The following is a 14,768-nucleotide window of genomic DNA, read 5'->3' as shown; positions in this document are numbered from 1 at the left end:
CATGTATACAGGCGGCAAATTCATATTAGTCATTGCAGATTCGGCTACTGAATTAGAGATTATATCTTTTCTTTTAAAAAGAGATGGTTATCTAGTTCATACAGTAGCCAGTAATCAAGTTGAATTTACCACACTTGAAAAAAATCTCCCTGATCTAATTCTTATAGATATTAACCTCGAAGAGATTGATAAAGATGAGCTAAATCAATACTTCAATTCTATTAGTAGCGCACGAGAAATTCCAATTATTTGCATAAATCCTTTTTACCATTCAGACGAAGCAAGAAAGGCATTAGAGGCAGGTTGTTCTGATTTTTTGATTAAACCAATTAATCCCACTGAATTGTCTATACGTGTAAAGACACAGTTAGAGCTAAATGCAATTCGTAAACGTTTGGAATATGTAAATTTGGCATTGGAAGAAAGTGTGATGATTCGAACGCGTGAATTGCAAGATGCCAATATGCGGTTACGGGTAAGTGAGGAAAGGTGGCAGTTTGCGCTCGAAGGAAGTGGAGATGGAGTTTGGGATTGGAATCTTGTAACAAACGAAGTATTTTTTTCTAAACGCTGGAAAGAAATGCTCGGATACAATGAGGACGATACTTGGGATAAGTATGAAGAGTGGACAAGGCATATTCATCCTGATGATGTCGGATGGGTAACAGACGCTATCCAGTTACATCTTTCAGGGAACAAATCAAGTTACGAATCAGAGCATCGTGTGATTTGTAAGGATGGAAATTATATATGGGTGCTTTCGAGAGGTAAGGTGATTAAATCAATAGACGGAAAGCCTTCAAGAATGGTTGGAACACATACAAATATTACCGAGCGCAAGAAAATCGAGAGTAATCTTCATAAGGCGAAAGCAGAAGCAGAAGTTGCAAATAGATTGAAAAGTCAATTTCTTGCTAATATGAGTCATGAGATTCGAACTCCAATGAATGCAGTTCTTGGCTTTGCCGAAATTCTAAAAGATAAAATAGGGGATAATCCCGATTTGCTTGAATATCTTTCCGGGATTCAAAAGAGTGGAAAAAATTTAATTAACCTAATCAATGATATATTAGATATTGCTAAGATTGAGGCGGGGCGCTTAGAAATTATTTATTCAGCAGTAAATTTGAATTCTATCATCAATGATATAAAACAAATTTTTTCCATTCACACTGCTTCTAAAAGGTTGAAGTTTGAGGTAACGATAGATGACCATTTGCCGCAATCAATTATCTTAGATGAATTAAGGTTGAGACAGGTGTTATTTAATTTAATAGGCAATGCAATCAAATTCACTGATAAGGGTGGAGTTGATATCAACGTGCGCGGTTTTCGTAAGGGGGGCAATAAGCACCGAATTGATTTGGTTTTTGAAGTATCGGATACAGGAGTTGGAATTGCTCCTGGCGAGATTGATACAGTATTTGAACCTTTCAAACAGCAACAAGGTCAAAATGCGCTTCGTTATGGTGGATCAGGACTTGGACTTTCTATTGCAAAGAGATTAGTGGAAATGATGAATGGCTCAATTTCTTTAGAAAGTAAATTAGGGCATGGCTCTAAATTTACAATATCAATGCCAGACCTAGAAATTTCAGATATTCCCGCAGAAAAAAATATGGAAGCCTTAATTCCCGTTCCACATATAAAATTTATGCCCGCTAAGATATTATTGGTTGAAGATAATGAAGCAAATCGGCAAGTTGTTAATGGGTTTTTAGAAAAATCAAATCTGTCCATTTACGAAGCTTTCAATGGTAGAGTTGCCATTGAAATGCTAAAAGAGCAAGACTTTGATCTTATTCTCATGGATATTCATATGCCTGTGATGGGTGGTCGAGAAACGTCTTGGATCATAAGACAAAATGAAAAATATAAGAAAATTCCAATCATTGTCTTGACTGCATTCGCTATGGAAGAAGATATTTCAGAGGTGCGATCTTTTGCTGATAGTTATCTTAGTAAGCCAATTACAAAACAGAGTTTACTGATAGAGATTGCCAAATTCATTCCGGTAATGGAAGAAAGTAATGATGTGGATAAGATTGAATTTGCGGTCGAAGGCTTTCTTGGAAAGTTAAATGATCTACTTCTAGCAAAGAAAATTCCAGATGAATTTATTAGGCATTATAAAGTTTGGTATGCAGATAGTGAGACAGCAAGAAAGTCCTTGAATACAAGCAGATTGAAAATATTTATTCTAGATTTGAAGACGTTAAGTGATACATACAGAGCGGAATTATTCGTTCAGTATTCTAATTACTTGATTCAATTGATAAATTCTTTTTCTATTGGAAAATTGTCTACTGCTCTAGGTGGTCTTGATCAAGCATATGGTCGGTTAAAATAGATGGAAAATTCAATTTCACATATTTTGATTGTAGATGATATAGGGGAAAATCTACAAGTGCTTGGAAATATTCTGAGTAAAGAAGGATTTGATACTAGCTTTGCGCTTAATGGCAAACAAGCTCTTTCCATCATTGAAGACACGCTTCCAGATTTAATTCTACTTGATATTTCTATGCCGATCATGGATGGATTTGAGGTTTGCAGGATTTTAAAGAGGGAAGAGCGAACACGCAATATCCCCATTATCTTTTTAACTGCCAAAACGGAAATCGACAATATGGTTCATGGATTTAGTTTGGGTGCAGATGATTATGTTACTAAACCATTCAACACTCTCGAACTCCTCGCCCGTGTTCGAGCCCATGTAGAATTAAAAAGATCGAAAGATATAATTGTAGAGCAGAATACAAAATTGAGTATTCTGGTAGACCAACTCTCTGCGAATAATAAAGAGCTGAATAAGCTCATCGCATCTAAAGATAAATTTTTTTCTATCATTGCGCACGATTTAAAAGGACCTGTCGGAAATTTGAATTCTTTCTTAAGCTTTATGACTGAAAACTATGATAGTATTTCTAAAGAAGAATTTCGGCAAGATATAAGGTTACTAGAAAAGTCATCTCAAAAAATTAAAGATTTACTTGAAAATCTTTTAACATGGGCAAGATCCCAAAAAGGGGATATTCAGTATAAGCCGGAAAATTTTTCGATTTCACAAATTGTTCAGGCAACTATTCTTCTACTTGAATCCACTGCGAATCATAAGAAGATTTCTCTCTTAAATAAAACAGCGGATAATTTAAGAGGCTACTTTGATTATCAAATGATAACAACCGTTATCCGCAATCTTGTGAGTAATGCTATTAAGTATTCTCTTGAGAGTGGCACAATTACAATTTCTGGAAGAGAATTCGAAAATACTATCGAGATTATTGTCGAGGATACCGGTATCGGAATGAGTCCTACTACCGCCAGCAATCTATTTAAAATAGACGTTAAGCATTTTAGCACGGAAGGCACTCACGGAGAAAAAGGAACCGGACTTGGACTCATACTCTGCAAAGAGTTTATAGATAAACATTCCGGAAAAATCTGGGTTGAAAGTGAAGTAGGGAAAGGAAGCAAGTTTATTTTTTCCATCCCCCGAAGCGTTTAATCATTTTTATCTCTTCAGAAGTTTAAAACCTATATCTCGACCCTGTCCTTGCATCATGGCTAGATTGATCCAGAAGAAAGCAAATTGTTCCATGAGTTGGAATTTATCATTGCCGCCAATGCTATAGCATTCTGCGAAGCCTGCATCTAGCCCCAACTGTTTAGTAGCCGCTTTTCCTTTTTCACTATCACCCGCCATGAATAGATCAAGAGAAGTATTTCCGTAGACTGGATTTTCCATGTTGTTAAAGCCTGTAGTGTTAAAGCATTTTACTACATCTTTAGTCTTTGTGTTGGCAAGAATTGAATCGGCAGTGTTGTTAAACCCAACAGGTCCTCTTCCTATAACAATGTTCATCGCATCAATAATAATTTTTCCTGATGTGTCTCCTAGTGACTTCGCTACTTCGATGGCAGCGGGAGCGGGTGTAGCAATTAAAATTACTTCTGTATTTTTAACTGCATCTTCTACGGAATGAACGGAAGTTTTTGGATTGGCTAATAGTGCTTTGCCTTTAAATCCATTTAAGTCCCCGACTCCAAGAAAAATTTCATGTCCGGCTTTCGCCCATTTAGTTGCCAACGCACCACCAACATTACCTGTTCCTATAATGGCTATTTTCATTTTGTCTCCTCTAAATTATAAAAATTAAAAACTATATACCTATGTGTCAAACTGATTCCAGCTTTTTACTTAACAATTATTTTCTAACCACGAAGAGCACGAAGGACACGAAGAAAAATTACTTCCTTCGTGCTCTTCGCGGTCTTCGTGGTGAATTATTTTATCAGTAGGAAAGTCTTATACTCCTAATGCTTCTATGACTAATTTTGCCGCAGCAGCGCCGGAATATTGTTGTTGTCCGGTGATGAGTCTTCCGTCTCTGACTGCAAATGCTTTGAACATAGAGTCTACGATGAAGTTTGTGTTTGGTATTTTTTTGGCTTCGTCTTCAATCCAGAAAGGCTGAATTCTTTTTCCAACAAAATTGTCTGCAAATTTTTCTTCCGAGTTTGCAAAGCCTGTCCAGGTTTTACCGTCTACTAGTAATTTGCCGTCTTTTAATTTTACTTTTAATAGAACACAAGTTCCATGGCATACGATAGATACAACTTTTCCTGCATCGTAGAAGTCAGCGACAAACTTGTGTAATTCGCTATCGTCAATCATTGTATACATAGGAGATTGTCCGCCGGCAATAAAAAGCGCATCGTAGTCAGATATTTTTACGTCCTTAATGCTTTTTGTATTTTTTAAAAGAGCAGAATGTTTTTCTGATTTTTTAAACCCAAGGCTGATTAGGTCATGTGCAGAGTAACCGCTTGCATCTTCTGGATCACTATATCCATCTGCCTGTAAATCACCTCCTTTAGGAGAAACGATTTCTACATCGTATCCTTTTTCTACAAATTCCCAATAGGGGTGAGTTAGCTCTGCCCACCAAAAGCCAATTGGCCAGCCGGTAGTTTGCGACATAGAGGGATTACCCACTACGATTAAAACTTTTTTTCTTTTGTCTGGATTTAATACACTGATATTTGCACTCATTTTTCTTCCTTTTAAATTTGCGTAAGAGGATTTGCCACAGAGTCACAAAGACACAGAGGAAAAGAGTAAGGAAAGTTTCTATGCTCTTTTGATATTCTTTGGTTAAATATTTTTGTCTTACACAAATGTATCTGTAATTATTAATGTTACATTTAGGAAAGGTAGATATTCTGTAAAATAAAAATAGAATTAATGTATAAAAAGTGTTTAATACTTACTTGTGGGTAAGTATTAATATTTTTATTTGCCTTATTGTGGGACTTACATAATAAGGAAAAAGCATTGGAGTAGATTATGACAATTTATAAATTAAAAGATATGGTGCATCAATGTCCATTTGAGTTAACACTATCCGTGCTCAATGGAAAATGGAAGCCTATCATTTTATTCAAATTAATGAAAGATAAATCTTTGCGTTATGGCGATTTAAAAAAATCCCTTCCTAAGACTTCTGACAAAATGCTTTCAAAAGAATTAAAAGATTTAGAGGATTACGGCATTATTTCCCGCAAAGCCTTTTTAGAATCTCCTCCTCGTGTTGAATATTCGCTCACAAAAAAAGGAGAAAAATTAAAACCAATCTTTGGTCTGATGCGTAAATGGGGAAGTAGCTTCAAAGTGGTTATGGAAGGAGACGAAACTAAAATTAAAAAAGATAAGACATCACCTTTTACCTAATACCAATCTTACTCTAATCTAGAAGCCACATAGAAGCCAAATTCGGCTTCTATATGGCTTCTATGTCCCTTTTATGTGGGTCTTATATTATTAGCTTATATTAATTAACCACGAAGGACACGAATAGCACGAAGAAAGAAGAAGACAATTTCCTTACTACCTTCGTGAACTTCACGGTAAAAGAAAGACATTGAACGATTATTCGAAATACTTTTACCGAGTGGATACTAAACTTATGGAATTTTCTTTTTTTTCTTGTTTTAAATTTTGCAGAATGCAAGAGTGCAATTAACAAACAATAATGTATTCAAAATGAACGAAACTGAAATCAAAGACTTGATACCAACTTGGATGCAACATTCCAAAAGCCATTATCTAATTGTCACGGACATGGAAGGTAAATATCGATTTGTCAATGATTTGTTTCAGACACGTTTCTCTTTTATTTCCGAAAATTTTATCGGACTATCGACTGAATCTGCCGTTCACCCTGAAGATTTTGTAAAATGCGCACAAGCAGTGATGCAATGCTTTGCGAATCCAAATGGGATTATCGAAGTAGAAATTCGTAAGCCTTCTAATCGGAACGGTGAGTATTTCTCTACCAAATGGGAGTTTTCTCTTTTTAAGGATAAGAACAATCAGCCGCTCGGGATTCTTTGCTTAGGACATGATATATCTGAAATGCAAAGGCAAAGTAAAATTGCAAAGGATTTTTCTCAAAAAATGGATACGATTATTGAAAACATCACAGATGGATTCTACGTTCTAGATAGAGATTGGAATTTTTTGACTATGAATTCAGTTGCGGAAGATGTTCTGGGAGTTAAATTGGAAACAGTGCAGGGTCAAAGTATCTGGAATTTCTTTCCTGATTCGCCTAATTATAATTATCCGGCACAGTATCGTAAGGCAATGAATGAGCAGGTAACAGTTCGTTTTGAAGAATATCGTTCCGACTTACATAGATGGTTCAACTGTGTTGCCTACCCATCCAAAGAAGGCTTAATGGTTTTATTTAGAGACAATACACAGGAAAAAAAATTAAGACAAGCTATTAGCGAATCGGAAAAAAAACTCCGCGCGTTACTCGATAGCACGACTGATCATAATATCATGCTAAGCCCGGATTATGATATTCTATGTTTCAACAAATCAGCCAACGAAATGGCTCTAAAAGCCCATGGAAAAGGGCTAATTGAGAATAGCTGCATTTTGGATTACATCGCGAAAAAAGACCAAGCTGATTTTAAGCGAGAGTTTTTAACTGCATTAGAGGGAGAAATTGTAAGTTTAGAAAGAGAAATCCATTTCGATGCATTCAGCATTTGGGTAGAAGCCAGTTTTTTCCCTGTCTATGATGATCACAAAAAGATAATTGCTGTTAGCCACAATGTAACTGATATCAATGCAAGAAAACAAGCTGAGGAAAAATTAAAACAATCCGAGGCTATGCTAGGTGCGATTTATAACAGTTCTACTGATTCACATACTTTGCTTAGTAAAGATTTTAACATTGTTTATTTGAATAAGAAAGCTGAATTGGTTAGCAAAGAAATCTTTGGAAAGTCTATGCAAAAGGGGGATAATATTCTTCCCTTTATGGTACCTGAACTAAGAGAAGAATTTATCTCTTATTACCTAAGAGTATTGAATGGTGAAGCGATTGATGTAGAGAAAGTGCATGACGGTCAATGGTGGTTATTCTCCTTATTTCCTGTTTATAATGGTTTAGGTGAGCTTGTTGGTATTTCCAATAATTTAAAAAACATTACTGAATCCAAAAAAGATCAATTTAAAATTATAAGTCAAAATGCGAAGTTAAGAGAGATCGCTTGGCTTCAATCTCATAAGGTGAGGTTGCATACAGCCAATATTTTAGGTTTATGCAACCTATTTATTGAGCACAAAGAGCTTTCTGAGGCAGATAAAGAAAAAAGTATTAACTATATTTTACAAAGTGCTCAAAATCTAGATAAAGTAATCCACGAAATTGTGAAACACACCGATGAAACGGATTACGACATTTAGCCGCAACGCGATTCTAGCTCTTCAAAATTCCTACTTTTAATTCTGCGAACCAATTGATAAAACGTTCCACATCCTTACCTTTAAAGATCAATCCATGCTGAGGACAGAATTGGTCTATGTTTAGCTGACTGACTCGTGAGCACCAATCATTCTTTGCTTCATTTGATCCCATCCATCTTTCGTGAAATCCTTTGCAGTATTTGATATGGGAGTCAAAGTCGTTCACATAAATTTCTGATTCGGAAAGTAGATCGGGAGGAAGAAGAGCAGCGCCTACATCTCCAGAAAAATAAATCTTTGCTTTCTTATCATACAAATGAAAATTACCCGATGAATGCAAATAATGAGCAGGAACAAATTCTAAATCCAAGCCATGAAAAGAAAAATTCATTCCATTATCGGGGATAATGGCAAACGTCTCATTATTACCACCGAAATGAGGAAGAAACGTTGACCAAAGAACGCTTGTAAAGCATTTGATTTTAGGATCAATATCTAGCCAGAGAGTGAGAGAAGAAATAATATCCGGGTCCTGGTGACTTGCAAAAATATATTCTATATTGATTGGATTTACTTCTGTTGAAAGAGAACTTAGAACTGCGGGGAAAATCTCTATTCCCCCCGGATCAGTCACAATCAATTTTCCATTTTTGCAAAGCACATATTCATTCGTATCAATTAAATAAGAAGGCTTCTTGGGGTCACGTGCGATTATCCCCCACTTGTGATCTCCTTCCGAATAGATATACTGAAATTTTTTCAACTTATTTGTCCTCGATTAATTCTAGATTTAAAAGTTCAATTTTCTTTAGAATGCTTTCAATTTTGGAAATAAAATTGGAAAGTTCTACAGAGAGTTCATCAAATGCAGCTTGGTGGTTTTCAATGTAAACGGATTCTATTTTTACAGAGAAAACGATTGGTCTTGAATTTTTACATAGTTTGATTGTCTCTTTAATGATGGAGCGAAAAGAAGTAAATTGGATGTGAAAGCTTTTTTTTAATTCATCTACTTTCTCATCATACTGGGAGAATATTTTTTTTTCTAAGTGGGTTAGATCAAATTTTCTTTCTCCGAATTGACTTTTGTATTCTCTAAAAAATTTTTCCTGTAATGCTTTGTTTCGACTGAACTTTGCTTCTTCTGTAATGATTCGGAGAGATTCAAACATGATTAGAAATAATTGACTTGCCTTCTCTTCGATTAAGGCGCTAATGCGTATTAGCTCCACAGAGATTGGAGTAAAGCCTGTTGATTTTTTGGTATTATAGCTAATCCTGGCAATTGATATCTGACTATTTAATGCGCAAAGCCTGATTAAGTAAGACGCATAGTTGATTGCCTTGATGGCTTCATTGATTTCATTGACTGTTTCAAATATCATATTAGCCTCTATCGTCTATCGGTTCACCGTCTAGAGTGCTACCGGCTCTCAGGTGTTTTTTGATAATTGATTTATATCTTGTTTCTAGAAGATTGGATGGAATAGGCGGCTGTATCTTTGCTAAACGAATTCTTTCGGAATTAGCCTTTAGCCGCTCTTCGGGAATTGGGTGGGTCGATAGTAGACTCTCGACTGCTTTACTCATTCGATTTCTCTTTTCTTCTTTGGCGATTTTTTCAAAAAAATAAGACATGGCTCCCTGGTAATAAGGACTTGATTGCAAATAGAGAAATCCCAATTCATCTGCCTCTAATTCATCGCCCCGACTGTTTGAGAGAAGGGCGAGAGTGCCTGCGATTTGTAAACCCATTTCTTTGAAAACAGACGAGCCATTTCCAAGGATTGCAGATACTATGAGTTGCACTCCCATCGCAGAAAGCATTCTTTGTCGCACATGACGCTTTTCTGCGTGAGCAATTTCATGAGAAAGAACTGCCGCGAGACTTGCTTCATTGTCTAGAAATTTTAGAAGTCCTGTGTATACATAGATATAGCCGCCCGGTGTGCAAAAGGCATTGATTGCTTTATCATCGTTTAGAATGGTTACTTTGTAAGAGTAAGTTTTCTTTCTCTTAACCAAAGGGGAGCGAATGAGTTGTTTGACTATGGATTGCACATAGCCCTGTAACTCATTGTTGACTAGGATTGGAAATTCGGTTGGCTTAGAGCGAATTTCTTTGTCAAGGTTTGCTCCCATTTCTATATCGTCTTTATCAGAGAAGGCAGCGTCAGCAATTTGCTCGCAATTGTTAAATACAAAAAGACATAAGAGCAAAATAAAAATTAGATTGAGTTTTCTTTGTATAAGCACGGGTTAATTTTTTTTGGAATTTCATCTTGGTCAAGGAGTAAATTCAATCTTGCTTATTTTCGAAATTAAAAGAATTTATTCCTTGAAGAAATAAGAATTGAAAACTTTTATCTACTTAGGCAATACTTTTGGCGAGCCGTTGCCGATAAATTTAATTACGAGGACATTTCTATGTTATTAAGAATCTATCTAGTAATTTCTGTTTTTTCAACAGGATTACTTTTTGCCCAAGCTAAAATCTCAAATCCTGATAGAGAAACTATCGGAGCAGTGCAACAAAAGAGTGATGCGAAAGCCGGCGCCGTTGATAATAGCGCAAGTGCAAAAGCGGTTCTTCAAAATATTGCCATTTTGGAAAAGAATATTGCATTGAAAGTTGCTGATCTAGAGAGATTGCAAACCGAAGCAGCTGAATTCAATCCTGATATGAAAAAAGAAATTCGCATTGTTTATGAAAAACCAACCAACCCAATCCCCGGACCGAGTAAGTATCTTGTTTACCGTTATGTCGAGTATGAATTTGAAGGTGCTAATAAAGTCAAAGAAATTCGAGTTATTTCCAGACACCGATCTCTCACAGAAGATATGCATTCGATTATGAGGACAGTTTCTTTCACTCCTGGAAGTATGGATAGCATAAAGGTGACTGTTGATAAATTGGAAACGAAAGCAAAAGGCATTTCTGAAGTTGGGAATTACAAGGATTTTGCGCCAGAGATAAAATTACAAGCTCTTAAAACAATTGACTTGACACTCTTTAATTCCATTTATAGATTAGACGCTTTTATTCAACGTAACCAAATTACCAAGAATGACAAAAATAGAAATCAACTAGAAGGATTATAAAAAAGGAGAGAAGTATGTTTGCAAAGTTTTTAATTACATTGTGTTTAATTGTAACCTACAGTGTCTCGGCACAATCAAAAAGTGTCGCTAGTAGTGCGTCTGTTACCACGGTAGATCCCGGCGATAGTCTTAGGGAAAAGGCTTTGCAAGATAGTGTCAAGGCAAATGAAGCTTCCATTGTTGCAAAGACTGCTGAGATTGAAAGACTACAAGCTAAAATTGTAAATTACAATCCCAGACTTCAAAAGCTTATTACTATCGTAAATGAAAATACCCTTTCTACATTTGAAGAGCATCAACCTTATAGTGTAGTTAGATACATAGAGTATGAGTTTGAGGCAGGCAATAAATTAAAGGAAATTCGTTTTATTTATAAAAAGAAATCCTTAAGAGATAATGTCATTTATGTATATAGAACCATGTACATGTTACCGAATAATTTTGATAGCATTCGCATTGTAACTGAAAAAGTGGAACAAAAAGCAAAAGGCATTATTACCTCTGAGGCTTACAAAGATTTTTCAGCGGATGTGAAACTTCGCACTTTAAAAACCATCGATACAAATTTATTGGGTTCTATTTATAAGATAGATGGCTATTTACAAAATGCAGGACATGAGAAAGACAAAAAATCTTCTCGAGAACTTGAAGGCTTTTAGTAAATTAAAAGAATCCACAGATGAACACGGATTAACACCGATGGATTGGGATTTAGATTGCGAGTTTTTTTAAAACTGTCACCTGAGTTGTTTGCCCTGAGTGAAGTCGAATGGGTGGAAGGGCATACAATTCGTTAAAAGTATGGATTCGACAAGCTCACCATGACAATTTTAATCCTTTTACAAAATCCATAAATCCCAATTGCTTTCCTTTGGTGCTAAGAAATATCACTCATTAGCTCCCATTTAAAAATCAAATCAATCTTACATTAAAAATTATGAAAAAAAAATCAATACTTAACTCTCATAAACTATTTCTTCAAATCCTCTATGTCTCGTTGTCTCTAGCGCCAGCGTGGCTAATAACTAGTATCCATGCGACTGACTATTCTGATATTCGTAAACGCACTCTAGAACAAGCTGCTGAAATTGTATCCAAGATGACAGATGAAGAAAAAGCAGGACAGGTAATTCATATTGCTATTCCTAAAAACTATTTAGACGAAGTAGCCATTAGTGAATTACAAAAAGTAAGACCCGGTGGAGTCATTTTATTTGGAGTCAATGTAGGAAAGAAAAAAGAAATTCGCGCGCTTACAAAAGGACTTCAATTAGAAATGAAAAATCTAAACTCTCCTCCTCTGTTTATTTCTATAGACCAAGAAGGCGGAAGAGTAGTGAGAGTAGAAAAAGGGGTGACTAGTTTTCCGGGTGCCCTCGCCATCGGACAGACAAAGAATCCTAGCTATGCATTTAATGCCGGTCTTATTACTTCTTATGAATTAAACAAGCTTGGGATTAATTTGCTATTAGCCCCTGTGCTAGATGTAAACAACAATCCAGAAAACCCAGTGATCAATACGCGCTCTTTCGGAATGACGTTAGACGCCGGAGACCTTGCTATCTCTTATGAAAGAGGAGCAAGATTAGGTGGAGCAATTCCTGTTATAAAACATTTTCCCGGACATGGAGATACAAATGTAGACAGTCATTTAGGTCTTCCTGTAATTGAAAAGACAGAGGCAGAGCTTTTAGACTTTGAATTAGTTCCTTTTCAAAAATCAATACAAGAAGGTGCAAAGGCTGTGATGAGTGCTCATATCATTTATCCCAATCTAGATAAAAAATATCCTTCTACACTTTCTAAGAAAATACTTACAGATATTTTGCGAAAGAAACTTGGATTCGAAGGAATGGTGATGACAGACGCAATGGAGATGCACGCGATATCTAAGAATTTCCAAAATGAAAAAACAGGCTCTTTAGCTATCATGGCTGGTGCTGACGTAATTCTTCTAACAAGTTGGGGAAATACAACAACACATTATTATAACATGATTCTAGAGAGTATTAAAAATAAAGAGTTCGACATTGACGGCAAGAACGTGTTAGACGAATCTATTAAAAGACAAATTGCTTTAAAGATTGAAAACGGACTCTTTCATAGTTCGTATTCCTATAAAAAGATTGAAGATCCAACTCTAGAAGAATTCATTAAAGAAAAAAGAAAAATTTCTAACGACCGATACAACGACTTGAAAGTGGCGAATATTGAAGAGTTAAATGCGCGTATGTCGCTTGATGCGGTTAAGAGCTATAAGACTCCATTTAAAACAATTTCTCTATCTGAATCGAAGAACTTTGTATATATATGTAAAAATGAAACAGTTCGCTCCGAGCTTACTGCTTTAAATATTCCCTATTACTCAGAAAAGAAAATTCCAAAGCTACTTAAAAAAGCAGCAGGCAAGACATTTGTTTTCGATTCAAAAGACCAAAAAGAAATAGATGCAGTTGTAGGTATAGCAGAGAAGAATCCAAAAGTGGAATTTATTGTATTACATTATGGTTCTCCTTTTTTGAAATTGCCACAGCTTGCTAATGTAAAGATTGTATTCTCTTTTTCTCCGACCAAAGAGTCTATTCATGCCTTAATCAATGAAAGCTTGAATACAGAAAAACCAAGAGAAATTCCTGCAACGGATTTAATTACTTCAAAACAGGTTTTACGGAATTAGTAAATCTAAGCTTTGAACACGATTTCTTATCGAAGCGGTTACGCTGGATTATACCTTCACTTTCCTTATTGTATTCACAAATGTTCCTACTGCGATTTTTATTCAGTAGGAATCGGGAAAAATAAAACACCCGATCAGAGTTCTTTATTTGAAAATTATAAAAAGGAATTTGAGCTTCGTATAAGTTTAGATTCTTCCATTCTAAATTATACTTTTGATACAATCTTCATTGGTGGAGGAACTCCTTCTCTGGCTAATTTAGATTTGCTCACAGAATTATTGGACTATATAAAATCCAAACTCAACTTTGCAGAAAATACTGAGTTTACGATGGAGATGAATCCAGAAGATATTTCTCCTGAAAAACTTGCTCTTATGCACAAAATAGGCGTAAACCGCGTGAATGCAGGGATTCAAAGTTTTCATAAAGACTTGCTTACAACATTAGATCGTTACAACGACGAAGAAAAATATTCACAGGTTCTAGATCATCTTTCTTCTTCTAATATCAAGCGTTTTGGCATTGATTTGATTTATGGGATTCCGGGACAGACTTTGGATATGTTTTTGTCTGACTTAAATCGAAGTATTGATGCGAGAGTAACACATATTAGCCTATATAGTTTAACTGTCGAGAAAGGAACTGAATACGCTAAACAGTTAAAAAAGAAACAAGCCAAACCTCCGAATGAAGATTTACAATTAGAAATACTGCAAACTCTACCTAATTTACTCGGGGCAAAAGGCTACAAGCAATATGAAGTTTCCAATTATTGCAAAGAAGGCGAAGAATCCCGTCACAATCTAAAATATTGGACGATGGAGAAATATCTATCTTTAGGACCGGGGGCACATGGGTTTACAGATAAGGGTCGTTATTTTAATCATCGCTCGATTGATAAGTATACAAGCGGTGAATTTGGATTAGCCTATGAAAGTCCAGTCTATCTAGATGAATTAGCACTTTGTTTATTTAGATTATTCATTCCTTTTGATTTGGTTTCATTTTTCGTTTTAATACCAGATAAAAAAGAAAGGTTAGAAGAATTAATTCATAGTTGGGTTAAATCTGGATTATGCGATTATACGAATGGAATTTTTCAATGGAAAAAGCACGCTGTTACACGCTTGGACGAGTTTATTCTCGCAATTGTTGGGGTTTGAATTCGAAAGATTCATAAACACAAAAAACGTAGGGGTTGAATAATTTCAACCTGCTATACA

13 protein-coding genes are annotated in these 14,768 nt (G+C 35.6%); 8 read left to right on the top strand and 5 right to left on the bottom strand.

Features of this window, described 5'->3' with window-relative positions; all coding sequences use genetic code 11:
• The first annotated feature begins 1 nt into the window (after position 1).
• Together IPH52_19325 and IPH52_19320 are read left to right on the top strand one after the other, a co-directional pair.
• The gene (locus IPH52_19325; GenBank protein ID MBK7057156.1) at positions 2–2,350 is read left to right on the top strand and encodes a response regulator; all 2,349 of its coding nucleotides are present in this window, start codon (positions 2–4) and stop codon (positions 2,348–2,350) included.
• Positions 2,351–3,508, top strand: coding sequence for a hybrid sensor histidine kinase/response regulator (locus tag IPH52_19320; protein ID MBK7057155.1), 1,158 nt, complete (start codon positions 2,351–2,353; stop codon positions 3,506–3,508).
• 6 nt (positions 3,509–3,514) lie between these two features.
• On the opposite strand, the gene IPH52_19315 is transcribed toward IPH52_19320, so the two are convergent.
• Both IPH52_19315 and IPH52_19310 read right to left on the bottom strand, forming a co-directional pair.
• Entirely contained in the window at positions 3,515–4,132 is a 618-nt protein-coding gene (locus IPH52_19315; protein MBK7057154.1) for an NAD(P)-binding domain-containing protein, read from the bottom strand.
• A 177-nt stretch (positions 4,133–4,309) separates the two neighbouring features.
• Positions 4,310–5,056 (bottom strand): type 1 glutamine amidotransferase domain-containing protein, encoded by a 747-nt coding sequence (locus tag IPH52_19310; protein MBK7057153.1) that lies wholly within the window; start codon positions 5,054–5,056, stop codon positions 4,310–4,312.
• Between the two features lie 294 nt (positions 5,057–5,350).
• On the opposite strand from IPH52_19310, the gene IPH52_19305 reads away from it, so the two are divergent.
• Positions 5,351–5,734, top strand: coding sequence for a helix-turn-helix transcriptional regulator (locus IPH52_19305; protein ID MBK7057152.1), 384 nt, complete (start codon positions 5,351–5,353; stop codon positions 5,732–5,734).
• 312 nt (positions 5,735–6,046) lie between these two features.
• On the top strand, positions 6,047–7,765 hold the full coding sequence (locus IPH52_19300) for a PAS domain-containing protein (protein ID MBK7057151.1): 1,719 nt from the start codon (positions 6,047–6,049) through the stop codon (positions 7,763–7,765).
• A gap of 13 nt (positions 7,766–7,778) precedes the next feature.
• Here the strand turns inward: IPH52_19300 and IPH52_19295 are convergent, their stop codons facing one another.
• The 3 genes from IPH52_19295 to IPH52_19285 are packed head-to-tail and all read right to left on the bottom strand — an operon-like array spanning position 7,779 to position 10,021.
• Positions 7,779–8,528 (bottom strand): MBL fold metallo-hydrolase, encoded by a 750-nt coding sequence (locus tag IPH52_19295; protein ID MBK7057150.1) that lies wholly within the window; start codon positions 8,526–8,528, stop codon positions 7,779–7,781.
• 1 nt (position 8,529) lies between these two features.
• A complete protein-coding gene (locus tag IPH52_19290) occupies positions 8,530–9,150 on the bottom strand; it encodes a hypothetical protein (protein ID MBK7057149.1) in 621 nt (206 codons plus the stop codon).
• A gap of 1 nt (position 9,151) precedes the next feature.
• Positions 9,152–10,021, bottom strand: a complete 870-nt coding sequence (locus IPH52_19285) for a M48 family metalloprotease (GenBank protein ID MBK7057148.1) — start codon at positions 10,019–10,021, stop codon at positions 9,152–9,154.
• A gap of 171 nt (positions 10,022–10,192) precedes the next feature.
• Here IPH52_19285 and IPH52_19280 point away from each other — a divergent pair, with 171 nt between their 5' ends.
• From IPH52_19280 to hemW, 4 genes are all read left to right on the top strand, one after another.
• Entirely contained in the window at positions 10,193–10,867 is a 675-nt protein-coding gene (locus IPH52_19280; protein MBK7057147.1) for a hypothetical protein, read from the top strand.
• Between the two features lie 14 nt (positions 10,868–10,881).
• The gene (locus IPH52_19275) at positions 10,882–11,526 is read left to right on the top strand and encodes a hypothetical protein (GenBank protein ID MBK7057146.1); all 645 of its coding nucleotides are present in this window, start codon (positions 10,882–10,884) and stop codon (positions 11,524–11,526) included.
• A 278-nt stretch (positions 11,527–11,804) separates the two neighbouring features.
• Positions 11,805–13,544, top strand: coding sequence for a glycoside hydrolase family 3 protein (locus tag IPH52_19270; GenBank protein ID MBK7057145.1), 1,740 nt, complete (start codon positions 11,805–11,807; stop codon positions 13,542–13,544).
• Positions 13,545–13,556: 12 nt separating this feature from the next.
• Complete coding sequence (gene hemW, locus IPH52_19265) at positions 13,557–14,708, top strand: radical SAM family heme chaperone HemW (protein MBK7057144.1); 1,152 nt, start codon at positions 13,557–13,559, stop codon at positions 14,706–14,708.
• Positions 14,709–14,768 lie beyond the last annotated feature (60 nt).

It is taken from the genome of Leptospiraceae bacterium (genome assembly GCA_016708435.1).
Classification (GTDB): domain Bacteria; phylum Spirochaetota; class Leptospiria; order Leptospirales; family Leptospiraceae; genus UBA2033.
Note: the sequence above shows the minus strand (reverse complement) of the source record. Positions and strands in the feature narration are given on the sequence as shown.